The sequence below is a fragment of the Vibrio caribbeanicus ATCC BAA-2122 genome (assembly GCF_000165125.1).
GTDB classification, from domain to species: Bacteria; Pseudomonadota; Gammaproteobacteria; order Enterobacterales; family Vibrionaceae; genus Vibrio; species Vibrio caribbeanicus.
In genome coordinates, this window is the sequence record NZ_AEIU01000096.1 from 35486 (window position 1) to 59073 (window position 23588).

General features: G+C 40.6%; 22 protein-coding genes. 11 read left to right on the forward strand and 11 right to left on the reverse strand.

Annotated features, from left to right (window positions below; all coding sequences use genetic code 11):
* Nucleotides 1–4: 4 nt before the first annotated feature.
* The 3 genes from icmH to RH40_RS15900 are packed head-to-tail and all read left to right on the forward strand — an operon-like array spanning nt 5 to nt 5347.
* Complete coding sequence (gene icmH / locus RH40_RS15890) at nt 5–1216, forward strand: type IVB secretion system protein IcmH/DotU (RefSeq protein WP_009602667.1); 1212 nt, start codon at nt 5–7, stop codon at nt 1214–1216.
* Entirely contained in the window at nt 1206–4580 is a 3375-nt protein-coding gene (gene tssM, locus RH40_RS15895) for a type VI secretion system membrane subunit TssM (RefSeq protein WP_039954861.1), read from the forward strand. Before icmH ends, tssM begins: the two co-directional genes overlap by 11 nt.
* A gap of 11 nt (nt 4581–4591) precedes the next feature.
* Nucleotides 4592–5347 (forward strand): protein kinase domain-containing protein, encoded by a 756-nt coding sequence (locus RH40_RS15900; protein WP_009602669.1) that lies wholly within the window; start codon nt 4592–4594, stop codon nt 5345–5347.
* A gap of 1 nt (nt 5348) precedes the next feature.
* On the opposite strand, the gene RH40_RS15905 is transcribed toward RH40_RS15900, so the two are convergent.
* A complete protein-coding gene (locus RH40_RS15905; RefSeq protein WP_009602673.1) occupies nt 5349–6185 on the reverse strand; it encodes a delta-class carbonic anhydrase in 837 nt (278 codons plus the stop codon).
* Between the two features lie 267 nt (nt 6186–6452).
* Nucleotides 6453–6851 (reverse strand): AAA family ATPase, encoded by a 399-nt coding sequence (locus RH40_RS15910; protein WP_009602675.1) that lies wholly within the window; start codon nt 6849–6851, stop codon nt 6453–6455.
* Between the two features lie 127 nt (nt 6852–6978).
* Between RH40_RS15910 and metA the strand changes: the two genes are divergently transcribed.
* Together metA and pilW are read left to right on the forward strand one after the other, a co-directional pair.
* Nucleotides 6979–7917: a homoserine O-acetyltransferase MetA gene (gene metA / locus RH40_RS15915; protein ID WP_009602676.1), complete on the forward strand. Its 939-nt coding sequence runs from the start codon at nt 6979–6981 to the stop codon at nt 7915–7917.
* A 332-nt stretch (nt 7918–8249) separates the two neighbouring features.
* Nucleotides 8250–8894, forward strand: a complete 645-nt coding sequence (gene pilW / locus RH40_RS15920) for a type IV pilus biogenesis/stability protein PilW (protein ID WP_009602677.1) — start codon at nt 8250–8252, stop codon at nt 8892–8894.
* Here pilW and rlmF read toward each other — a convergent pair.
* Nucleotides 8891–9925 carry a 23S rRNA (adenine(1618)-N(6))-methyltransferase RlmF gene (rlmF, locus tag RH40_RS15925; RefSeq protein WP_009602678.1) on the reverse strand — a complete coding sequence of 345 codons (1035 nt, stop codon included), beginning with the start codon at nt 9923–9925 and terminating at the stop codon, nt 8891–8893. The two genes, pilW and rlmF, sit on opposite strands and share 4 nt — an antisense overlap.
* A gap of 1 nt (nt 9926) precedes the next feature.
* On the reverse strand, nt 9927–10427 hold the full coding sequence (locus RH40_RS15930; RefSeq protein ID WP_039954850.1) for a M48 family metallopeptidase: 501 nt from the start codon (nt 10425–10427) through the stop codon (nt 9927–9929).
* 209 nt (nt 10428–10636) lie between these two features.
* Here RH40_RS15930 and RH40_RS15935 point away from each other — a divergent pair, with 209 nt between their 5' ends.
* Nucleotides 10637–10864: a glutaredoxin family protein gene (locus RH40_RS15935; RefSeq protein WP_009602680.1), complete on the forward strand. Its 228-nt coding sequence runs from the start codon at nt 10637–10639 to the stop codon at nt 10862–10864.
* Here RH40_RS15935 and RH40_RS15940 read toward each other — a convergent pair.
* Nucleotides 10861–11730 carry a LysR family transcriptional regulator gene (locus tag RH40_RS15940; RefSeq protein WP_009602681.1) on the reverse strand — a complete coding sequence of 290 codons (870 nt, stop codon included), beginning with the start codon at nt 11728–11730 and terminating at the stop codon, nt 10861–10863. The two genes, RH40_RS15935 and RH40_RS15940, sit on opposite strands and share 4 nt — an antisense overlap.
* Nucleotides 11731–11838: 108 nt before the next feature.
* Between RH40_RS15940 and RH40_RS15945 the strand changes: the two genes are divergently transcribed.
* From RH40_RS15945 to RH40_RS15955, 3 genes are all read left to right on the forward strand, one after another.
* A complete protein-coding gene (locus tag RH40_RS15945; RefSeq protein WP_009602682.1) occupies nt 11839–13080 on the forward strand; it encodes an MFS transporter in 1242 nt (413 codons plus the stop codon).
* Entirely contained in the window at nt 13077–13655 is a 579-nt protein-coding gene (locus RH40_RS15950) for a DUF1415 domain-containing protein (protein ID WP_009602683.1), read from the forward strand. The genes RH40_RS15945 and RH40_RS15950 overlap by 4 nt, the downstream gene beginning before the upstream one ends.
* Before the next feature lie 89 nt (nt 13656–13744).
* A complete protein-coding gene (locus RH40_RS15955) occupies nt 13745–14320 on the forward strand; it encodes a nucleoside triphosphate pyrophosphohydrolase family protein (protein ID WP_009602684.1) in 576 nt (191 codons plus the stop codon).
* 43 nt (nt 14321–14363) lie between these two features.
* Here the strand turns inward: RH40_RS15955 and RH40_RS15960 are convergent, their stop codons facing one another.
* From RH40_RS15960 to RH40_RS15985, 6 genes are all read right to left on the reverse strand, one after another.
* The gene (locus RH40_RS15960; RefSeq protein WP_009602685.1) at nt 14364–14801 is read right to left on the reverse strand and encodes a GNAT family N-acetyltransferase; all 438 of its coding nucleotides are present in this window, start codon (nt 14799–14801) and stop codon (nt 14364–14366) included.
* Nucleotides 14802–14904: 103 nt separating this feature from the next.
* Nucleotides 14905–15654 carry an SDR family oxidoreductase gene (locus RH40_RS15965; protein ID WP_009602686.1) on the reverse strand — a complete coding sequence of 250 codons (750 nt, stop codon included), beginning with the start codon at nt 15652–15654 and terminating at the stop codon, nt 14905–14907.
* 33 nt (nt 15655–15687) lie between these two features.
* Nucleotides 15688–16443, reverse strand: a complete 756-nt coding sequence (gene btuD / locus RH40_RS15970; protein WP_009602687.1) for a vitamin B12 ABC transporter ATP-binding protein BtuD — start codon at nt 16441–16443, stop codon at nt 15688–15690.
* Nucleotides 16430–17392, reverse strand: a complete 963-nt coding sequence (gene btuC / locus RH40_RS15975; RefSeq protein ID WP_241209904.1) for a vitamin B12 ABC transporter permease BtuC — start codon at nt 17390–17392, stop codon at nt 16430–16432. The genes btuD and btuC overlap by 14 nt, the downstream gene beginning before the upstream one ends.
* Nucleotides 17393–17515: 123 nt before the next feature.
* Nucleotides 17516–18544: a succinylglutamate desuccinylase gene (locus tag RH40_RS15980; RefSeq protein ID WP_009602689.1), complete on the reverse strand. Its 1029-nt coding sequence runs from the start codon at nt 18542–18544 to the stop codon at nt 17516–17518.
* Between the two features lie 196 nt (nt 18545–18740).
* Nucleotides 18741–20522, reverse strand: a complete 1782-nt coding sequence (locus RH40_RS15985) for a M3 family oligoendopeptidase (protein ID WP_009602690.1) — start codon at nt 20520–20522, stop codon at nt 18741–18743.
* Nucleotides 20523–21035: 513 nt separating this feature from the next.
* On the opposite strand from RH40_RS15985, the gene RH40_RS15990 reads away from it, so the two are divergent.
* Together RH40_RS15990 and RH40_RS15995 are read left to right on the forward strand one after the other, a co-directional pair.
* Entirely contained in the window at nt 21036–21722 is a 687-nt protein-coding gene (locus RH40_RS15990; RefSeq protein ID WP_009602691.1) for an NAD(P)H-binding protein, read from the forward strand.
* 405 nt (nt 21723–22127) lie between these two features.
* Nucleotides 22128–23495 (forward strand): L-cystine transporter, encoded by a 1368-nt coding sequence (locus RH40_RS15995; protein ID WP_009602692.1) that lies wholly within the window; start codon nt 22128–22130, stop codon nt 23493–23495.
* Nucleotides 23496–23588: the final 93 nt, after the last annotated feature.

Sequence of the window (23588 nt, forward strand, 5' to 3'; positions counted from 1 at the left end):
TGTTATGAATCATTTAGATGATGAGACTTTAGTTTGGGACACCAAACAGTCAGAATTTTTGTCAAAACAAGACGATACTGATGAGAGTCATTGGCTGCCTGTCAGTGAATCCCGAGGTCGAAGTGAATTTTTATATCACTTCGACAAAGCAGAAAATCAACTTTTTAACATCAGTAGTGAGCTTTTCAGCATTACATTAAAAATTTCAACGCTCCCTGAGCCAGAAGATGTTTCTGCGCTCAGAAGACAGTTAGTTGGACTCATTAATGATATAAAGATCAAAGGTGCTGACTTAACATACCCCGTTGCCGTTATCGATAAACTATGTTTTCTATACGCTGTCGTGTTAGACGAACTTATTATCTATACAAGCTGGGGAGAATTTCGGGGATGGGAGAACAAAACACTTCTAAGTGAGTTATTTGGCATGCGAAATGGTGGTGAATTATTCTTTACTGTTTCCGAAAAAGCGATCCGTCAGCCGCATAAAATGATTGACCTGCTGGAAGTTATCTATGCTTTTGTAAATATTGGTTTTAAGGGTCAATATCGAGAAGCGGGTAACGAGCAATTAAAGATATTTACACAACAATTGCAACAGGTACTCGGAAAGTATCGCCCTACCAGCAACATCTTTTGTCACACTCGTGCGAAACTCCCTAAATCGCGTAAGCCAACAAGGCGAAAACGCTATCTTGCCACGACTGTATTTTTTTCCTGTTTAATCGCCACTAGCATTGCTCTCACTCATTTTTGGTACGAGAAAAGCTACGATCAGCGAGCTAGAGATTTTGAAAAACTCGCTAATTTCAGCAATCGATATATTATGTCTGGGGAGGTTAAAGATATCATTTTTGTTAGCAAAAACCTCAAAGTCGACTCTGAAAGTATGCAAAGAGAACCATTGATCGTGTCCCCAGACACGAGGCAAAATGATTCAAAATCACAAACAGCTGCTTTGCTCGTACAACTTGCCACTTTTTCGACGCAAGACAACGCAGATAAATTTATAAGCAAACTACCTTCCTCCAAATACTCTCCCAAAGTCGAACAAATCGGTTCGTATTTTAGAGTAATCGTAGAGAGCAACTCGACCCAAGAAGCCTACCAAATAAAACTTTGGTACACAGAAAAAGAGCAGCTCAAGCCAATCGTGGTTAGAAACACACGTACTGAAGATAAAAAACTCGGAGATTACGACATTGATAGCAAATGAAAAAATTGGCGCATCTTTGACAAAACGCAGTGTAATTTGGTCGACTGCTCTGGGCCTAATAACATTATTGATAGGAAGTGGTCTAAGCTGGTGGTTTGGTTACCCAGAAAAACTATTGACTGCAGTGCTGGTTACTTTATCGTCTAGTTTATTCGTAGCCCTAGTTACTTATCGTTTGATTAAACAGCTTTCATGCAAAAAAACAATCGATACTGAAACTATTTTGATTCAAAAAAGGGCTAAATTCCTTGCTCAAAACTTCAAACGTATGCTGTTTAGTCAGAGACGTAAGAAGCGCTTGGGAAGCATCTATGACTTGCCTGTTTATTTTTTGCTTAGCCAAGCCCCTCAAAAAGACAAAAATATCATCACACAGATGGGCTACGAAGCTTTCAAAGTTGATGATTTTGGCAATGGCATAGAATTTCCAGTTTTATTTTGGCTTAGTGAGCACTCAATATTAATCTCCATAAGTACTTCTGACGATCAACAGCCTCTTTATCTCAAAACTCTGACAAGCTGTTTAAATAAATGGCGTCCTCGACAGGCAATTAACGGAATACTAGTTACAACTGAGGTAAGTACACTCCTCGGAAACGTAGATGAGGTGAATCAATATGCTGATGATATAAAGTCAAAGATAAAAACATTTAATGAGCATTTTGGACTTGATTTACCTATATATAACATTGTTACCGAAATGGGCCAGATAAATGATTTCTGCCAGTTTTTCTCAGCATTTGATGATTCAAAAAGAAATGAAGTATTTGGCGCCACTTCACCCGTTTTAAAAACAGGAGGTATCGATGCAGAATGGTTCAACCAAGAATTTGATCACCTAATAAATCAATTAATAGCACACATAAATGCGGCTTTATCTGCTCAACTCAACCAAGATTATCGAAGCTCAATCTGCGCTGCACCCTATCAGTTTGGTCTATTAAAACAAGTGTTATGGTCGTTTTTACAACGCTTGTATAAAGGAGACCAGCTCAATAATGGTTTGGGGTTTAGAGGCTTTTATTTTACCCATAGTGGGCATGGTGAAAAGCAATACGACTTGCTTGCAAACGTTGTCAATGAATCACTAGGTAATGATAAATTTCTCCAGCATCAGCAATTACCTGTGTCACAAACACTATTCGCACAACATATCATGCACCAAGTTGTTTTAAATGAATCACAGCTCGTTGGGGTAAATCAACGAAAAGAAAATATGCTTCTTTTCTGGCAGGGTGCTTACACCTTCGTTTGTATTACTCTCCTTATCTCTGTTTTAGGTATCATAAAACTTGATTTTGACTATCAAAGTGAGAGAGAAACGAAAGCAGACGATATGCTCGATAAATATAAAGAGGCCATTTCTGCAACTCCTTATGATATTGAGAGTATGGGCGAAAATATCCCTAATTTATACACGTTAAACAGAATATACAATCTTTATCAGCAACCAGATCCTTGGTACACACTACCCTTTTTACCAAGTTCTAGTATAAAGCCGGAAGTGGTCAAAGCTTATTTTGATGACCTAGACAGAGTACTGATCCCTTCAATGGAAAATACATTAGAAAAAGACCTGTTTGTTTATGTCAACCTTGAGGACCAAGCAAAAACACTATCTCTGCTCAATAATTATCGACTTTTATTTGAACCCAAAAGAACAAATATCGATAAGTTAAAAACTTACTTTATGTCGACATTAAAAGAACAGGGTGAAGCGGATAGCGTGACACTGGCACAATTGAAAATTCTTCTTGACGACGTATTTACAAAAGATCTAGTTCCAAATAAAGAGAACTTCGACCTTGAAAAGCTGGCACGAAAGGTTATTGATCAGACAGGCATAGAAACCTTACTTTACGAACACATTCTTAACTCCGCAAAGTATTCTAAGAGGATAGATATACGCAGAGAACTTGGCGATAAATTCAACCGAATATTCACGTTCTCTGGCGATTACATTGGTTACCTTGTGCCATACCTCTATACACCGACAGGATTCAATGAGCTTGACTTATCGGCAAACTCACCGGTTTTAAAAGAGGCACTTCAAGCTTATGAGGGTATTGCTGGGCAATCTCCGAGTGCCTCAGAGTTACACCGTATAAGTAAAGATTTGAAAAAAATGTATCAAAAGGACTATATCAACTATTGGCGTAGCTTTGTCAGCCATATTAATGCAAAAGACATTACAGAAACTGATACACTCAAGTTGGCACTGGCGACACTTAAAATTAAATCGGATAACCCGATAGCCCGACTCTATGAAACCATTCACAAATACACATCGGTTGAGATAGAACTTTCCGAATCCGAAGTCAATAAAGAAGCGCCGCCTAAACAAGACCCAGAGAAAAAAGAAGCTGCTCGCCAGATTTTTATTGCATTTTCGAAATTTCATAAACAAATTTCTACCGACGAAAACGGCAGCAGACCAGTGGATTCATTAATTAAAAAAATTGATGATGTTGATACTTGGCTAAATAGGTTTTACGACGCGGAAAACCCACAAGAGCTTGCTTTTAAGACACTTTCAGCTGAACTAAAAGCACCTAATCCAGTAGTTTCTTTGGTAAGCAAGAAATCTATCGCACCCTTGGTATCCACCACTATACTGGAGGGAATGACTAAGCAGATAAATGAGATTATTCTTTCTCTGGCACATAGTTATTTAAATACCGCTTGGCAAACCGAAGTGTTTAGCCCCTATACAAAAACAATTGCTGCTTATTACCCATTCAATAAAACGGCTTCTATTGATGCAAGTACCTCTGATATTACTGCATTCTTTAAAACTGGAGGAACCCTAGATAAATTCTATCAAACCAAACTGAAAGCATTCTCAACACAAGAGCGTTCACCGTTTTTAGCTGGATTAGTTCCCAACTCAGGCCTAGCGCTATCACCGGATGTTTGGCAAATGATAAATAAAGCGGAAGATATACGAAGTGCACTATTTTTAAATGATCCCCAAAGCCTCTCAATTCAATTCCAAGTGAGGGCGAAAGAAATGAGTGCCGACCTGATCAAGTTTTCAATTAATGCTGACAAATCAATATTTAGCTATCAACACGGCCCTAAGCTTTGGAGCAAACAAACTTGGTCTACCCAGAAAATAAACAAAGACTCACTGGATTTCAGAATTGAGACTAAAAAAACTTCAGTTTCCTCAGACGAGTACACGGGAAGCTGGGCTTGGTTCAAACTGATCGAACCCAGAGTCATTTCCTCAACTTCGCAAACCACTGTTGCTGAGTTTACCCATGGCCAGAGTAAAGTAAAAATCGATATTCTCACAGAGGGACAAAACAACCCCTTTGTGCCCAACTTTTTCTCTGCATTTAGACTGCCAGCAAGTATCTGAAACTTTTGACTATGCATGGTATAGAAACGCAAGAGCAACGAGCGATTACGAACTGTCTGAGAGTATTGGGGCTTAACCAATACTCTCAGGTGAGTGCGAGAGTTTTTGCTGCACACCACCCCAAGTTTGGTAGGGTAATCATTAAATTTGCCCTATCAAGACTATCGAAAGAAAGACTCAATCTTGAGTCCGACTTCCTGTCAAAATATCGATCCAGCTTTTGGCCACAGTATATTGGTTTTGGATCAAACAATAACATTACATGGCTGATGAGAAAAATGGTTGAAGGAGAAGTACTATCGAACTTTCTTCTCAATAACAGCAATGTAGATATGGTTAGAAAACATATAGAAAAAGGACTTCAATCGATTCACAGCACCGGATTTATCCATGGAGATATCAAACCCTCCAATATCATTGTTGAAAAATCTGGTCATATCAAACTTATTGACTTTGGTGCTATCTTACCTATTGGCACTCGATATCAAGACTCACCAACAATGGAACTTTCCCCACGGTATTCATCAATTCAAGCTCTACAGCGTTATGGTGTTGTCGATAAACAACAAGACTTCATTGCACTTGCAATCTCTATCCAATCTTTGGCTGGTAGATCCCCTGCTCACAAACAGACGCTAGAACAAATATTTTCACAGAGAAAAGGAGTACACTTTCATGCACTCCCCTCTACTTATCAACATATGATGTCTCAACAGTTTAAAACGTATCTTCGCCTTAAAACTCACACCAGTACACCCACTGATTAAATCAGGATTTTGATTCACTGTCAGACAAGAGTTTAGGATTAATAACTAAATTTCTTACACCGTGAGCCTTACGTTCTTCAAAGGGGTTATTCCTCAGCCATTCAACAACCGTTGATATATTAACTTTGGTTACCATAGGTCTGACACTCCACGTCACCTGAAATGGAGAGCCTTTCTCGTTATAGCTAGGACCTGTTGTCGACCCAGCGTATTCAATCGGTTTGCCAGTATTACTCGGTAAATTAGGAGCTTGGTAGTAATCACCGGTTTGAGTGACTTTATTTAGCGTGGTGAAATCAAGCGCATTGTCATCATTAACGAGTACATAAACCTGCCCCTCTACTCTTAGCGCAGGGTTGCTAATACCATCTGCAATACATGCGCCTAATGTTGATCCAGGCTGAACGTCAGCAGACGAATAAACATAATGAACCTCAATGGTATCACCAGGCTTTAGTGATTTATCATTTTCAAATGGAATGAGTTCTGAGCTAGTTAGCGAACCACTATAAACGTACCCTGTCTCATTACCCTTTCCATCACCATTACCTGCATAAGTCGTAAACTCTCCGCCCTTATGTTCAGCATTCTTGTGAAAATGGATATTACATAAATTCATCTTTTTGAAATCTGGGGCGGTACCAAACACTCTATGATTAACGCCAGAAATATTATCGATATCGCGAGGTGCTTGGGGGCCAAAACCTTTTCCCTGAGTATTCTCTGCAAGCTTTTCTCTCTGTTCACTGATCACTTTATCGCTGACATGATGGCCAGCGTATGTAGCCGAGGAGTAGCCTAACAGTACCAATAAACTCGTTATAAGTTTCACTTTCATTTAATCATTTATCCTTATGTTGTGTGTTCATAGAGTTAGTCATTAATTCACTCAAAAAATCCCCTAATTAATTGTAAGAATATGTTTTTCTTATATTAATAATTTCAAATGAACATTTGAGCTTTTGTGATGTTATAGGTAAACCAACCCAAAACCTGACACCCCCCTACTGATCGTGTTTGACTAGTTAGATAGGGCAAAGATTAACTTAACGGGTATAGAGTCAAAAAAAAGTGAAGAAAAGAGAATAAATGAGACTTTGGGCGATCATCCAAGGTTTGGTTCTATACACCATGGCTGCCAACGCTTACGCATCGAAGATACGACGCTTTTAGGGACATCATGAATACTCCCGTAACAGTTAGAACATTCAATGACTTGAAACTGAGCTGAAAAATGTTCTGCCAAACGATAATAAGGTTTAATTTCCCAGAGCTCTATGAATGTGTTTGAGACTACGACACTCTTGTTTTCGAACAAAGCACGTTTTGTCATCATTTGGCACCAACGGTGAGCTTCGCGGGTCCTATGCACATCAAAACGGTATCTACCGCATTTATCGATAAAAAACATATCGGCTTCATAATGCAGTGCATCCATTGTCTTTGCGAGGGTACTTTTACCCGATCCTGGTAAACCACGAATAACGGTTAATTTCAGGGACATTCAAAACTCTTTTAGTGTTGAAAAGTACTTATTGTAAACAAAAAACTTAAAGGATAGCTATCGACATAAAGCTCAAACTAGTTTAATTTAGACACATGGACGTCTAGACACCCCAAAGGAGTACAACATGCCAATTAAAATTCCCGATCAACTACCAGCATCCGACGTTTTACGTTCTGAAAATATCTTCGTGATGCCGGAATCAAGAGCGGCAACACAAGAGATTCGTCCTTTGAAAGTACTCATTTTGAATTTAATGCCAAAGAAAATTGAGACTGAAACCCAATTTCTTCGCTTATTATCAAATAGCCCACTTCAAGTAGATATTGAACTACTAAAAATTGATGATCGGCCAAGTAAAACAACACCTTCAGAGCATCTCAACAATTTTTACCGTCAATTCGATACCGTTAAAAATCGAAACTTTGATGGCCTAATTATAACGGGTGCACCTTTAGGCTTGGTTCAATTCGAAGATGTGATCTATTGGGAGCATCTAGAGACAATAATGCAATGGGCTAAGCAGCATGTTACTTCTACATTGTATGTATGTTGGGCAGCACAAGCGGGGTTAAAACTTCTATATAATTTGCCCAAACGTACCCGTAAAGAAAAGCTGTCGGGTGTTTATCATCACCATTCTCACCAGCCATTCCACCCCCTACTACGAGGTTTTGACGATACATTTCTAGCACCCCACTCTAGATATGCAGATTTCTCGCTTGAATATCTTGAAAACAATACCGACCTCGATATCTTGGCGACGTCTGACCTTGCTGGAGTTTACCTAGCTGCGACCAAAGATAAACGCAATATTTTTGTGACCGGACATCCTGAGTATGATGCAAATACACTCCATAATGAATACATTCGCGATTTTAGTGAGGGAATGGAACCTCCTATCCCCGTAAACTATTACCCAAACAACAACCCGGATAATACACCTTATGCGAGCTGGAGAAGCCATGGCCACCTCTTATTCTCCAACTGGCTCAATTATTGTGTTTACCAACAAACACCTTATGATCTCGAACATTTCAGTGAAGAAAACTTCACTAAAGACTAAAAGCCGCCCGCCTCTTGCTGCCTAGACTTATATTAAGAAAGATATTGCTGCATGAGGCGGAAGTTCCCTATCGCTCGATTTAAGGCATCTTTACAAAATCTAGGTTGAGATAGGCGCTTTCTTGGAATGTTATTCTCTTTGAGGTTAACGTATTGATAGTGCCAGTACCTTAATGCCCAGCATCACGAAGTCGCTTAAGTTCAGTACTCTACAAAAAAGAGTATAATGCAGTATTTTATGTTCACTCTATCACGCAAGCAATAAATTAGAGTATAATCGGCCCAACACTTCGATATAAATGATTGACCTGTTAAACAACGAAAAAACTATCTATGCGTTTTCTCTGTTTCTTGTCTTTGTTTATTGTTGGTTGCACCGCTCCAACTCAACAACTTTACGGTCGTGCTGATGCGCGTATTGCGCTGGGGATTAAATATTTAGATATGGGTAATATGGTTAAGGCGAAATTTAACCTTATGTCTGCCCAAAAACATGCTCCCAGCTATTATAAAGTCACTCTTGCTTTGGCTCACTACTATGAAAAAGTCAATGAAAGTAAGCTTGCTTCTAACCTATTCAAACAAGCTCTTGAAAAAGAACCGAATAATGGAGAAATACTTAATAATTTTGCTAAGTTTTTATGCAATCGTGGACATTACCAACAAGCGAGAACTCTTTTTGCCAAAGCAACACGCCAATTGGAGTATCTTCATACTGCACTTAGCTATGAAAACGCAGCACTATGCGCTTTAAAATATAAGGATATTCAAAGCGCAGCAAAACTGTTTAATAAGGCATTAAATCACGACCCCAATCGTACTAAGTCAACATTAAATTTAGCTAAGATCGACATTGCCAATGGCAAAATACAACAAGCAAAGGTGAGGCTTGCAAGCTTATTGGGGGTAGATGTAAAAAGCCGTCGTATCTCCGAAATTTTAAATCAACTTGCAATGTCAAAGGATCCGAAGGACTAATTACACAGAGACTTTAGCCATTCATGTCGCTTTTCAATTGGGTGAAACGTCCAAGCAACAAAACGACTCTGCTTGTTACCCTGCTTCATTTCAATAATTTTTATCTCTTCTGCACCCACTTTTTCCAAATTTTTTCTTAACCAGCGAACATTTTCTTTTTTTGAAATCAATGTTGAGAACCACAAAACTTGAGAAGAAAAGTGACGACTTTCTAATGCCATGTCCTTAACGAATCTAGCTTCACCACCTGGACACCACAATTCTGCTCTCTGTCCACCGAAGTTAAGTTTATTTGCGCCCTCCTTACCCGATGTGAGTTCACTTTCCTGGCGACGTTTAGCACGGTTTTTAGCAAGATTATTGATTTTTCTATTTGTACCGGCTTGAGCCTCTTTTAAAGACTTGTGAAACGGTGGATTACAGATAGAGACTTCATAATACTCGTTTGGCCCTATGATTCCTTTAAAGATGCGACGACTGTCATTTTGTAAACGACACTCTACTTTATTTTCTAATATTGAATTTTCTTTTATGATCTTAACAACATTACTCACCGATACAGGATCGATATCCGAGCCCACACACTGCCATTGATACTGGGTGCAACCTATGATGGGATAAACCGCATTTGCTCCAGTTCCAATATCAAGAGCTCGAACACGGTTATGTTGTGTATCGGCATAGTCCTCAAATAATAAGTCGGATAAACGATGAATATAATCCGCTCGACCAGGAATTGGAGGACATAAATATCCTTTAGGTATATCCCAAAATTTTATTTTATAATAAAGATTCAATAGTGCCTTATTCAATATTTTGACCGAGTAAGGATCAGAGAAATCGATACTTGAAAGACCATTGGGTGTTACGATTATTTGTGCAGACAACGCAGGTTCTGCTTTCACTAGTCGGTCGAAATCATAGTTCCCACGGTGGAGATTACGTTTGTGTAATCCAGCTTTAGTCATCACTTTAATGACTTTTGACGTTGTTGAGTTCTCTTTTGCAGAAGAAGAGGTTTTGTAAGGCATATTAGTTTTGTTTAAGTTCCAAATAGATCATAAAAAGCCGAGCGTCTAATTCCAGTTGGTGATAATCAGGCTCCATATGGCAGCACAATTGATAAAACGCTTTATTGTGATCTTTTTCTTTTAAATGAGCCAACTCATGGACCACTAGCATTCTTAGTAACTCCTCTGGCGCACTACGAAAAATGTCTGAAATTCTTATCTCATTTTTTGACTTAATCTTACTTCCATGTGCACGATTCACGTAGGAGTGCAGCCCGAGAGCATTATTGATCACATGAATTTTTTTATCATAAATTACTTTACTGATCGGTGAAGACTTGCGCATAAAACGATTCTTTATAGCCATGGTAAAGTCATAAAGCGACTTATCGCTTTTGATGTTGTGTCTGTTCGGATATCGCTGTTCAAACCATTTTTCAAAACGCTGGCTCTCAATCATTTGGTTAACCGGTGTCACGATATGATCCGGATAACCTTTTAAATACCGTATTAGTGGCGACATAATCAAACATAAGGGAGAAAAAACCAGCGGGTATTATTACATATACCCAAGTGACTTCAAGATGCAGGATTCAGAGCGTTGTCTAACTCAACCTCAAGGTGCAGGATTCAAAGCGAGACTGCTACTTCGACCAGCTTGGATAAAAGAGTAACTTTGCCAAAAAACCAATATACGTTAGAATTCCGTAAGCCTGTTTACTTGGTTTTATTATGAAAAGACTCGTTCTCTATGTAAAAGATAAGTGCCCTCACTGTAAAGATGCCCAAAGGTACCTAGATTCAAAGGGTTATACCTACCGTTTGACTAACGCAAAAATGCAACGAGGCCGAAAGGAGCTCGACGCAATAGGAGCACGTTCCTTACCAGTATTAAAGATTGGTGATCGCTACATGATCGGCTGGAACCCGAAGAATTTTGAAAAAATGTACAAAAGTTAAGTGTATTGCTTAATAAACTCAATAAAGGTTTTATCCGCAATCGACAAATATCCATCCTTTCGCCAAGCAAGTGCCAAATCCATATGTACGTTTGGCGAAAAAGGTACTCCCACTACGCCTGTTTCGTTTTTAGTGACTAAATCCAACAGTGCAGTAATCGCAAACTCATGTTTAACAATACTCAAGATTAATGTCAGCAAATTAGTTTCAAACGAAAACTTAATCGCTTTACAACACTCGCTGGCTTTTTTTTCAATAAATTCACGATGAAAGTAACCAGACTTAAACATCACCAGTTCGTGGTCGAGAAATTGGTTAAAATCTATAGAGTTATGTTTAGCCAGTGGATGAAGCTCTGAAACAACTGCCACCATTTCCACTGTCAATAGATGGTCAGTTTCTAAATCATCAGGGACATTCTCATCATCGATCACACCAAGGTCTAATTCTCCTTCAAGTAACATTTGCCGAATATCTCGCGCACCTGCATCTACAAGCGTGAGCTTTAAATTCGGATACCGACTTTTGAAAGCCATCAGAATTTGAGGAAAAAAATATGACCCCATCATACTTGGCGCACCAAGTCTCACCTCGCCTTTCTCTAACCCCTTCAGCTCAGCAATTGCCAGTTGAGCATCTCCCATCTGCTGCAATATTCTTCTCGCGTGTTCATAGAGCACAATCCCCTCATCGGTTAGCGATATTTGCCGATCTTCACGACGAAACAATTCAACACCTAACAAATGTTCAAGTTTTTTGATAGAAATGCTGAGTGCTGGTTGTGCAATATGAAGGGCTTTGGCCGCCTGAGTGAAGTGGCGATGTTCAGCTACCGCGACAAAATGACGAAGGTGTCTCGAGTCCAAATCAAAGCTCCATAAACAAAATATATCACGATCATATTTATAATATATTTCATATATTATACTTAGACTGATAGTTTTCTCACATATCGGTTATTTTGGTGCAATAAAATGATAGAGAAAAATACTCGAGCCTATCGACGAATTACATTGAGTTTGGCATTAGGATCTTTCATCGTATTTTGTAATCTCTATTTATTTCAGCCAATGCTCCCATTTATGGCGACTCATTTCAGCGTCAGTGAAACTACAGTTAACTGGGTATTTGCAGCAACAACCATGGCTCTGTCTATATCACTTGTCCCATGGGCAGTTGCTTCTGAGTCGATAGGTAGACGCTGCACTATGTTTCTGGGACTTCTATCGATACCGATTATTGGGTTAGCAATGGCCTTCACCACATCATTGGTTGGTCTGATTATTTTAAGAGCCTTTATGGGGTTCGCTCTCGCCGCTTTTGCATCCGTTGCTGTCGCATATATGGTGGAAGAGTTATCTAGTAAAGCCTTTAATTACGCTATCGGGGGTTACATTGCCGCCAATTCACTGGGAGGAATCGCTGGCCGGATTGTAGGTGGAACCCTTACTGATGCATTTGGCTGGCAAAATGCGGTTCTAGTGATGACCTTATTCTCGCTATGTGGGGCACTTGCGGTGTTTTTTAGTTTGCCTAACCAACAGAATTTCACGCCTCAAAAGGGACTTCTTCGTTATCATAATCGCGCCCTTATTAAGCACATACGTAATAGAAAAATTTGGCTGGCTATGCTGATCGGTGGGATTAATTTTGCTCTGTTTGTCAATTTATATTCTGTGATGGGGTTCCGACTCGTCTCAGCCCCACATAATATGCCAATGACACTCGCTTCTTTGATTTTTCTCTGTTATCTGGCAGGTACGCTAAGCAGTAAGCTCACAGCAAACTGGCTTAGGCGCTTTCATAGCATCTCCGGGATGATCTTTGGTTCGCTTCTTAGCTTAATGGGCATGCTCATCGCCAATATAGAAACCATTAGTTTCATGATTGCTGGCTTACTTCTCATCAGCTTTGGTGCCTTTTTTACTCATACTCTCGCATACTCTTGGGTAAGTAAAAATGCAACGTACGCAAAAGCGACTGCAACAGCGCTTTACTTAGTGCATTATTACATCGGTGGAAGCTTAGGCGGTTTCTTCCTGATCTACTGCTGGCAACATGGAGGTTGGGGCAAGGTTACTGCTGGTGGTAGTCTACTCTTTGCCTTGATTTTTTTATTGTGTTTCTGGCTAAACCAATTTGACTCCAAAAATACCAGACAAAACAAAAAAAGTTCTGATATGCTTGCGCCAAATTCTAATTTGGAACCAAAATGAGCGCTCTAGAAAAACCGTCATCGAATACTGAATTGATAACAAGAGAGGTTGGGGATTGGCTAAATAACGTTGTTATTGGATTAAACCTTTGTCCTTTTGCCGCAAAACCGATGCGTAATCGTCAGATTAAAACTTTTGTAAGCCACGCAGAGACAGAAGAAACACTCTTGCAGGACATTCTCGAGCAATTATTGGAGTTAGAATCAACAAGTTCAGAGAAGATCGACACAACGTTAGTGGTTGTCCCCAATATGCTGAGCGACTTTTACGACTATAACTTGTTTATCGATTGGATCGAAGCTCTACTGCGGCAACAAAATTGGCAAGGTATTTTCCAGTTAGCAACATTTCATCCCAACTATTGCTTCGGAGGGACTGAACCAGAGGATGCCGAAAATCTCACCAATCGTTCGCCCTATCCAATTTTTCATTTGCTTCGCGAAGACAGTATGGAGAAAGTTCTCAAACATTACCCAGATCCAGAATCTATCCCTGATAAAAATATTGAGCGAGTTGAATCATTATCAGAGAACGAGAAACAACAACTGTTTCCTTACCTCTATAAATCGAGTTGAAACTCACGATTAATGTGCCCCGTCGGATAGCATCAAGCATAGTGCTTTGATACTATCTCCTTACTTTATGAAAATTGGGATGAATGGGAATGCTCCTTTCAAAACTGAACGACAATATCTTCCAACATTTATACCGCGATATTACCGAATTTCGCAGTGTCTTTGACCTTCCGGTAGCCTCACCGGAAAGCCTTGATCAGCAAGCGGACACCTTGCATACCTCTTTGGCAATTGAAGAGTTGACCGAACTTGCTGAAGCAGAGAATAAGACAGAGCAAGCCGATGCGATTGTCGACAGCGTTTATGTGCTGATGGGGCGTCTCGTTCACCTAGGGCATGACACTATTGAGGATAACTTATCCATCAATTATATTATCGATCTTTTATTAAATGTTGCCGCAAACCGTAACATTGATTTCTTGCCCTGTTGGGATGAAGTGCATTCGAGTAACATGAGTAAAGTGTGTCGCAGTGAAGCAGAATACGCCGACACTGAAGCGCATTACACCAAACAAGGTGTACAGCTAATGGCTGTTCAAAAAGGTGATTACATCATCGCCAAGTGTGCTCAAGATGTCGTAACCGATGGTAAAACAATTCGCAAAGGTAAAGTCCTTAAGTCCGTTTACTACCGTCCTGCAGATCTTGAACCTCTCACCCAATAATAAGCTCAACAAGCACCCTCTCTCGGGTGCTTTTCGTTTCTGATCACCCGGTATGAAATGTTGTAAGCTCTAAAGAAGGCTCAACAAAAAATGACTCCACACTCCTAAAACCCTCACTTCGGTAGAGAGAGATTGCTGGCAGGTTTTGCTTTGCTGTTGTGACCGAGCACACGCGATAGGTTGAAAGTACGTGCTGGACTAACTTTCGACCCGCACCTTGGCGGAATACTTTTGGATCAACAACGAGGCGATTAATGTTACTCCTTTGTCCTTTTTCAACCTCGACTACTCCAATCAACCTTCTATCTTGAAAATAGCCCCAAAATTCACTCGTTGATTCAGTGATTTGCTCTCTCTTTTCACCCAAAGGAGGAAAATCTACCAATCCGAGTAAATCGGCTTCCACCCTATACGACAAAAGTGATAAGTCCAAAATACTCTGCGCATCCGTTGAGTATGAATGATCCAACTTCTTTATCATTGTATTCAGTCCACAGTTTTGTTGTATTGCGTTATCCTTGCAATCACTTAGGTGACAACATTCTTAATCCTACATTTAGAGTCACTCGGCTATCTATGCTCATCTATAAGCCCCCTGCTAAATCCAAAAAATTCCCGGTAGAAAATGAAGATTTTTCACTTGCAAGCCAGTAGATCGCCTCAGCAACTTCTTCTGGCTGACCGCCTCGCTTCATCGGAATTGCCGACTTGAGTCGCTCAATACGTTCTGGCTCCCCACCATCAGCGTGCATGTCAGTGTAGATTAATCCTGGCCTGACACAATTGACTCGTATCCCTTCATTGGCAACTTCCAGAGAGAGACCTTTAGTAAGTGTGTCTATGGCTCCTTTAGAAGCCGCGTAGTCGACATACTCATTTGGAGACCCAGAACGTGCCGCACCAGAAGAAACGTTAACAATATTTCCGCCCTTTCCACCATATCGAGTGGACATTCTTTTTACCGCCTCGCGGCAACATAGAAAATAACTGGTGACGTTGTTGGTTAAAATTGCGTTTATCCTCTGAGCATCCATTTCTTCTAACCGCATTTGTGCTCGAAGTATACCAGCATTATTGACAAGCACAGTTGGAGCACCCAACTGCGTATCAACGGTTTGAAATAATTCAATTACTTGGTTTTCCTGAGAAACATCAGCTTGTACCGCGATACTATCACCACCTGAACGTTTTATTTCTTCAACTAATCGGTTTGCCGAATCATGATCTGACTTGAAATTGATACACACCGAGTAGCCTTTGAGTGCAAAAAGGCGCGCAGTCGCGGCACCGATTCCTCTTCCACCCCCCGTGACAATAACTACTTTATTTTGCATAAAAATATTCCTTACAAAAAAATCTTTATCTTTCTAATCAAAAGTAAGAATATCTCTGTCTTCGATAGTGTGACGTCCAACCCCAACTTTAAATATTTCGGAAAGTGATGTGGGATTCAAAACTTTATCAACATTCCCCACACTGTGCATAGTGCCTTTATTGAGCAACAGCGCACGATGTGCGTGCTTTAAAGTCCGATTAAGGTCGTGATTGGACATTACAACACTGAGTCCTGAAAAAGCTGCCCGCTCAATCAGAGCAAAAAGCAGAGCTTCCTGACCAACATCCAAAGAAGACGCGGGTTCATCCAAGACTAAGAACTTCGCATCTGGGTTGAGACTTGGCCAAACTTGCAAACAAGCTGCGCACAAACGCACTCTTTGCCACTCTCCACCAGATAACTGATGTATATATCGATGCAACTTATCATCGATGTTCAGTACCGTGGTCAGTTCCTCGACAACAGCTTGTGTTTGACTATGGCTAAGACTAGCGCAAGGAGGGATAGAGAGCGCCAAATACTGTGCTATGCCTAAATTGAACACAGGCCGCTGAAACTGGGTAAGATAAGCTCTCAACGATGCAAGCTGAGATAATGAAAGGCCTTTTATATCAGAACGTCCAATTAATAACTTGCCCTGAAAATCAAGTAAGCCAGCCATGGCTGCAAGTAAAGTACTTTTACCACTTCCATTTGGGCCAACAACGTGCAAAATCTCTCCAGCCTCAACTTTGAAAGACAAAGGTTGCAACCGTTCTAGGACAGACAAGTTTTTAACTTGGATCATGATTACGTACCAACATCCAGATAAATATGGGAGCTCCAATTGTTGTAGTAACAACACCCAGTGGCAACTCTGCCGCGTTCAGTGCCGTACGTGCAATCAGGTCGGAGATCAAAACTAAACTCGCACCAGCGAACGTCGATAGTGGTAAAAGGTAGCGATTCTCACAGCCAAACATCAACCGAACTAAATGAGGAACCACCAGACCAACAAAACCAATCACGCCTCCTAATGCAACGGCCCCCCCCACTAAAACCGCGATCGCAACGATCAACTTCCCACGATTCTTATCAACATCGACTCCCATTTGTTGGGCATGCAGTTCCCCTGTCATAAGTTTATCAAGCGTTCCACCTTGCAAACACATCCATATCATCACTGGTAGCATGATCAGCGTTAGAATGTGTTGATACCAACTCGCTCCACCAATGCTTCCCATTAACCAATACATCAACTGACGCAAATTAAAGTCATCGCTAAAATAAAAGAACCAAGTTAATACCGAGCTAGATAATATCCCAAGTGCGACACCAACAAGCAACAATCTCGATGTGGTAAGGCGCATAGTTTTAGCGATGGAAATGAGGATAAGCGTAAAAAGTAATGCACCTATGATAGCGGCCAGCATCAACCATGCCGGTGTGGCAAAGCTTGGAACAAAAATGAGTAACAAAGCCATGGCGACACTCGCCCCACCCGAAATACCAAGTACTCCCGGTTCCGCTAATACGTTTCCCAACAAGACTTGTAATACAGCACCGGATAGCGCTAATGCTGCCCCAATGACGATAGCAGAAAGCAACCGCGGTAGCCTGAGCTGGAAAATTAATTGCTGTTCAAAAGTGCTCCATTCACTCAATGGTGAAATGAAAACTTCTCCAACAGATAAATAGACGACACTCATTAAAAACATCAGAATCAGAGCTCCAAAGAGCCCACGACGCCAAATCATTTTTTTATGTTTGATTAAATCGATTAATGCCATAACGACGTTAAAAATGAGTACAATAGAAAATAGTGGCTCAACGATACCGTTAAGCCACTAAAATAGATAGTATCTTTGCAAGAAGAAACGCTAATCGTAGACGACTTGTCCTTGTTCATAGCGGGTCTTGACTGGACAAACCATTAACGCGGCTCTTTGACCGACCTCTACGTTTCGATTAGGAAACACGATGGCCTCGCCCTCATTTTTTGCCATCAGAGGTTTATCACCATCGTGGCCAAAGACCTCACCATGCTTAAATGAAGTGAAGTTAGCAACGTCATCACTGAACATAAAATCAAAATCTTCATTTAGTCGAACGATTGTGCGGCTAACACGGTACATCACTGGTTCTTTTGGTAAATGTTCAGGTTCTGAGTCATCAAGTAAATTGCGCAATGCAAGATCGAAACCGACTAGCTTGGATAGGTCATTCTCGCCAATGCGTGCCACTCTACCTAGTTCCACTGTTAACGCCTGAGCTCCAAAGTTCTCGGCGCTGAACCAACTGAAAGTACTTGATGGTGCGTTAGAGAACATAACGGCATCAAGCTGAGAGCTAGACACAAAATCCATTAATGCCTGGCTGCGAACAGGGTGACGTACTTTTGGGCTAACAGCGAAGGAATAATGCTTTGACAATCGAATCGCACAATGAAGATCTAAGTGCCATCTACTGCTTTGGTCAGTACCTTGATAGAATTCACTGACTAGGGTTTTGAGGTTTTTGGCAATATTAAGCTCTTTAGACGGTTCATAGTCTTTGTCGTCAAATAGACGATTAAGATTCATTTCAATGAAGCGTGTGTGAGCATTTGTTGCTTCTGGGTGAGCATTAATAAACAATAGTCTGTGCTTAACTTCCTGAAAACCATTAATAATGTCAGTCACTACTTTATCAACGATTTCCATTGGTGCCGTTTCGTCACCATGAATACCACAGGAAACAATGATGTGTTTGCTCTCGTCAGACAATGTCGGTGGAATGACCTCCAAAACGCCACGTTGATGCAGCTTAAGTACAATTCCACCTACACCAACCATTTCACTTGCTGGCATCTCTTGAGAGAGATCAAGACTGTCAAGAAGAAAAGATTGGCGAAAGAGGTTATTAGTCATGCGCTACTCCTTTATTGCACAGCGGACATGTTAATGAATTGTCATAAAAATTTTTGTAGGTGCGATCCCACTTATTGACACAAAACATGTAATTTAGCGCGATATTTTAGTTTGTAAAACAATAAAGCTATTAAGGTGATCATATTCTATACAGCCAAGCACCAACTTGGCTGGTTGATGATATCATGAATATTTATTATTGATCTAACAACAATTCAAACTGCTCTATCTTCAATTTAATGTTATCGATGCTTTGCTGCCAAAAACTTTCTTGAATTAAGCTTTGGCCTAAATGTTTTTGTGTCAGTTCCTCAGCTGTCATGCGCCCAGTATCTCTCAATAATGCAATATAATCATCATGAAAACGTTGCCCCTTCAACGATCTTTGTGAATAGACACTAGTGCTGAATAAGTAGCCAAAGAGATAAGGATAATTGTAAAAGCTCCGATGAGACATAGAGAAATGTAACTTGCTTGCCCAAAAGTAAGAGTCTGCTTCATCCATAGAGGGCCCATACCAAGATCGCCATGTTTGGCTCATCAGTTCACAGAGCTGATCCGCAGATAATTCACTTTCAGAGCGTTTCTGGTAAAGCTGTAACTCAAAATGGTACCGGACAGGTATATTAATCATAAAAGTGTAGCAACGAGAAAGGTCTTCCCACAAGATCTCTAGTTTATCCTCACGAGTTTCTGCATTCTCCAGTAAATAGTCTCGAACCACACTCTCTGCAAAGGTCGATGCCGTCTCAGCAAGCGTCATTGGATACTTGGTTTGATGGTGTGGCATGTCTCGCATTACCCAATTATGGTAGGCATGTCCTAACTCATGAGCCAAGGTAGCAATATTTGAGAGACTTCCTCCCCAGGTCATAAAGACTAACGGCGTACGTGTTGATGAAAACCCACTACAATACGCACCAAGACGCCTGTTCTCTGTCGGATTAGCATCGATCCAGCCTTTCTGTACCATTAAAGCAACAAAGTCGCCCATCTCCTTTGAAACCATTGAAAAAGCAGACTGCACAATGTTAATTGCCTCTTCAAAGCTGTAAACTTTAGGGGCTTCATTTGAGGTAGACGGCATACCTGCTAAATAATTCCAAGGTTTCATCGTTTGACACTGATGAACACGCGCCATTAACAGCCCAGCTTTCTGGCCTAATGACTTATTATCTTCCGTAACTTTCATCAAGGTCTCAAGACTCTGAGACGTGATTCGGCTTTGATGTAAACTTGCATCGAGAAAATGTATTTTTCGGCCTTTCGAGCGCTTCTCATTCTCGCTCAGTCTCCAACCAGAGAGACCATTTAGAATGGCAGCAAATGCTTCTTTGTTCATTTCCATCCCATCTTGTATACCTCGCCAGTTATTTTCCAATTGTTTAAAATCATTGCCATTCAACGAGTTGGCCGCCTGAGAGAGACTTATCTTTTCACCGCTTTCTGTTACAACTTTTAACGTACCAGTGATATTTTGATATAGACGAGCCCACCCATCTCGGCCATCAGTTTCCAATGCCGAAATCAATTGTTCCTCAGCGACACTCATAGTTTGCTCCACTTGGCTCCGCAACATTCGAATAGGAAAATCTTGCTCGGAAACTTCAGGATCCTCGTGGGTAAGAAGTTGGCAAATCTTATCATCAGATACTGTGAGCAATACCTGTTCTACCGGAAGATACGCTTGCTTTAATACTGATTTCAGCTTGGCCACTTGACCTGCAAGCTTATGTGCCTTTGTATCGAGCGTATCCACCGAAAGATAGCAATGTGAAAAAGTCTCGAGAGAGTCCACAAGCTTGTAACAGCTCTGATAGGTGATCATGGCTTGTTGAATATCTTCTATACAGTGATCATCGAAATTGAATTCTCGAATGCTTAACAACATTGAATTTATTGAATCAATATCCATATCAATTTTAGGATCGTCTAAACCCTGGTAGATAACCGATAGATTCCAGCTAGGTGTTGACATATTTAGGTTCATCCTTGTTCGGTTTGAGGACAAGTAGCGCATAGCCTCGAAGGTATCTCGAGAATGCCCTCACTATGCAATAAATTTAATAGTGACTTTTTGATACTGAGTTATACCCCGATTTAATGGCTAAATCATAATTTCTTGACAATATTATTGCAGATCAGACATTAACGACTATCTTTGAGGTGGGAGGAGATAAAACGGCACGATGTATGCTTGAAAAACAGGCGTAATATTTTCGAAACGATGGCGAAGGAGGTGTCATGTTTGCCAATCAAAAAGTGAAAAGACAAAAGCCAAATAAACCCAACCGTACTCAGAATCGAATTCCATTATCTCTCACTTAAACAGGTCGACGACCTCGCCTAGCGAGGTCAAGAAGCTCTTCACTCTTAGTGACTTTTTGATTAATTTCTGAATAAAATCACAGAATTTTATCCATTCTTAAGCCATTCTCAGCGCATATCGCCCAAGCAGAGCTGCTGCGCACTTTACTCATAGAATGGTTTCATGTTGGATAATCAAAAACAGATCAATGTCATTACTGCCGGTAACACAGGTTTGATTGGCAACGAGTTAACCAAACAATTACTAGACAGTGAGAATCTTGAGCACCTTTATGTCTTAAGTCGTGCTCAGTTACCCTTTTTTCACCCCAAATTACAGGTATTCGAAAGCCCCCAATTACATGCTCCAGAATGGGATGAAGCGATGCCTAAACCTGATTATGGTTTTATTTGTCTTGGAACGACTAAACGTCAAGTTGAATCAGCCTATGCCTTCGAACAAATCGACATTGAACTTGTTTATAACGTGGCTAAGACAATGAAAGCACTGGGTGTTAAAAATCTTGCTGTTGTATCAAGTTATGGAGCTTCTAAAATGTCTTTTTCCCACTATCTCCGATGTAAAGGACGTATGGAAGAAAAAGTAACAAGCTTAGGTTTTTCGAAACTCGTATTTGTTCGACCTGGCCCACTAAAGGGATTAAGAGAAAAGACAAGGCGCGATGAGATGCTCATTCAAAAAATCACAAAACACATTGAGCCGCTGATGATTGGGCCATTGGCTAATCTTATCCCTATTGATGCAGATGATGTTGCTTCTGCGATGCAAAAATCACTGTTCGAGCTTGATGCCTCCCACTTAAATATTCTAACAAGTATTGCAATGCGCAATATGCTCCAAGACACTTAACAATCCATAAATATACCCAAGTGACTTCAAAATGCAGGATTCAGAGCGATGCCACAGTGTTGAATTCAAGGAAAATAACGCAGCGTAATAGTGAACTCTTACCAAGTTGTTTGACGATGAAATCGGCACTGTGACACGCTCCCAAAGGGCGAGTTGCCTTGCTTTACATGCCTCGTTACCGATTTTCAATTTAGATGACTAGATTTTCAAATCGTTGCCTTGCCTGTCAAGCAAGCCATTCTCGCTGAGCCTAGCATCTTGAGGTTACTTGGGTATAACTATTAGTTATATTTAATAACTCAATATCATTTTATTTCGATTTTCAGAAGATTAAGCTGCACGCGTATTTTTCTTATTCAAGCGGTCATCATTATTTATCGCTTTATTTTCTGAGGACATCGATTTATGTCAGTTGCACTCATTGGTACTTTAGCTCTTTTTCTAAGTCTATTATGTTTTCTTAAATACCAACAAAATAAACAGCAAACACTTTCACGGTTAGTTCTAATTGGACTTGGGTTGGGCAGCGGTTTTGGCTTATTAATGCAAATGAGCTTTGGTTCTAATGACCCTACCATGGTAAACGCTCTACAGTGGATTAATATTGTTGGCGGAGGTTATATAGCATTACTCAAGATGATTATTATGCCTCTAGTATTAATTTCTATGATCGCTGCTGTGGTTAAGCTAGATCAAGGAGAAGCTCTAGGCAGAATGTCTGCACTAACCATCTCTGTGCTACTCATCACAACGGCAATATCGGCATTGGTTGGAATATTTATCACTCATTGGTTGGGGGTTAGCGCTGACGGTTTGACAGAAGGAACACGAGAAACTGCAAGATTGATAGCACTCGAAGATCGTGCTGATGTTGTAAGTGACCTATCGATTCCAACAATGCTGGTCAGCTTTATACCAACAAATCCATTTTTAGATCTGACTGGAGCTCGTTCAACCTCAATTATTGCTATCGTCATTTATGGTATTTTGACAGGCTTGGCAACTCGCAAAGTTATGTCAGAGCAGCCTGAACTATCAGCGCCAATTAAGCAGTTTGTTGAGGCTATTCAAGCCATCGTTATGAGATTGGTTAAAATGATCATGGCGCTTACTCCGTATGGAATTGCAGCATTAATGACAAAAGTGGTCGCCACATCAAACGCGAGTGATATGTTAAATCTTATTGGTTTTATACTCGCGTCGTATCTTGCGATCGCTGTGATGTTTGTAATCCACGCCATGCTCGTTTCATTTTTTGGAGTGAACCCTAAAAGCTACTTTAAACATATTTGGCCAGTATTGACTTTTGCATTTACATCACGCAGTTCAGCGGCAACAATTCCACTCAACGTAGAAGCACAAGTTAACAAACTTAAGGTGCCGCCAGCTATTGCCAACTTGTCAGCATCGTTTGGAGCCACCATTGGTCAAAATGGTTGTGCCGGTATCTACCCTGCAATGTTGGCCGTTATGGTCGCACCAAGTGTAGGAATCGATCCCATGAACATTAATTTTATCTTGTCTCTTGTAGCGATGATTGTAGTTAGCTCTTTTGGTATTGCAGGTGTTGGTGGTGGTGCAACATTTGCCGCATTAATTGTCCTACCCGCAATGGGACTACCGGTCGCTATTGCTGCCCTTTTGATTTCTATTGAACCTCTAATAGACATGGCCCGTACGGCATTGAATGTATCCGGAGCAATGACAGCAGGAACCATTACCAGTCGTATTTTAAAAAAACCATCTGCGGAAACGACCCCGAAAGAAGCATAAAATAGGTACAATGGCCAACTTAGTTGGCCATTGTTGTGGCCCCTGATTGAGTTAACATCGGCGGCAACTCACACGTTCCAATATCAAACCTTC

Excerpts from the sequence above, each read along its gene's own strand:
- icmH (WP_009602667.1), top strand. The coding sequence starts at position 5 with ATGAATCATTTAGATGATGAGACTTTAGTTTGGGACACCAAACAGTCA.
- RH40_RS15900 (WP_009602669.1), top strand. The coding sequence starts at position 4,592 with ATGCATGGTATAGAAACGCAAGAGCAACGAGCGATTACGAACTGTCTG.
- RH40_RS15905 (WP_009602673.1), bottom strand. The coding sequence starts at position 6,185 with ATGAAAGTGAAACTTATAACGAGTTTATTGGTACTGTTAGGCTACTCC.
- RH40_RS15910 (WP_009602675.1), bottom strand. The coding sequence starts at position 6,851 with ATGTCCCTGAAATTAACCGTTATTCGTGGTTTACCAGGATCGGGTAAA.
- metA (WP_009602676.1), top strand. The coding sequence starts at position 6,979 with ATGCCAATTAAAATTCCCGATCAACTACCAGCATCCGACGTTTTACGT.
- pilW (WP_009602677.1), top strand. The coding sequence starts at position 8,250 with ATGCGTTTTCTCTGTTTCTTGTCTTTGTTTATTGTTGGTTGCACCGCT.
- rlmF (WP_009602678.1), bottom strand. The coding sequence starts at position 9,925 with ATGCCTTACAAAACCTCTTCTTCTGCAAAAGAGAACTCAACAACGTCA.
- RH40_RS15930 (WP_039954850.1), bottom strand. The coding sequence starts at position 10,427 with ATGTCGCCACTAATACGGTATTTAAAAGGTTATCCGGATCATATCGTG.
- RH40_RS15935 (WP_009602680.1), top strand. The coding sequence starts at position 10,637 with ATGAAAAGACTCGTTCTCTATGTAAAAGATAAGTGCCCTCACTGTAAA.
- RH40_RS15945 (WP_009602682.1), top strand. The coding sequence starts at position 11,839 with ATGATAGAGAAAAATACTCGAGCCTATCGACGAATTACATTGAGTTTG.
- RH40_RS15950 (WP_009602683.1), top strand. The coding sequence starts at position 13,077 with ATGAGCGCTCTAGAAAAACCGTCATCGAATACTGAATTGATAACAAGA.
- RH40_RS15955 (WP_009602684.1), top strand. The coding sequence starts at position 13,745 with ATGCTCCTTTCAAAACTGAACGACAATATCTTCCAACATTTATACCGC.
- RH40_RS15960 (WP_009602685.1), bottom strand. The coding sequence starts at position 14,801 with ATGATAAAGAAGTTGGATCATTCATACTCAACGGATGCGCAGAGTATT.
- RH40_RS15965 (WP_009602686.1), bottom strand. The coding sequence starts at position 15,654 with ATGCAAAATAAAGTAGTTATTGTCACGGGGGGTGGAAGAGGAATCGGT.
- btuD (WP_009602687.1), bottom strand. The coding sequence starts at position 16,443 with ATGATCCAAGTTAAAAACTTGTCTGTCCTAGAACGGTTGCAACCTTTG.
- btuC (WP_241209904.1), bottom strand. The coding sequence starts at position 17,392 with ATGATTTGGCGTCGTGGGCTCTTTGGAGCTCTGATTCTGATGTTTTTA.
- RH40_RS15980 (WP_009602689.1), bottom strand. The coding sequence starts at position 18,544 with ATGACTAATAACCTCTTTCGCCAATCTTTTCTTCTTGACAGTCTTGAT.
- RH40_RS15985 (WP_009602690.1), bottom strand. The coding sequence starts at position 20,522 with ATGTCAACACCTAGCTGGAATCTATCGGTTATCTACCAGGGTTTAGAC.
- RH40_RS15990 (WP_009602691.1), top strand. The coding sequence starts at position 21,036 with ATGTTGGATAATCAAAAACAGATCAATGTCATTACTGCCGGTAACACA.
- RH40_RS15995 (WP_009602692.1), top strand. The coding sequence starts at position 22,128 with ATGTCAGTTGCACTCATTGGTACTTTAGCTCTTTTTCTAAGTCTATTA.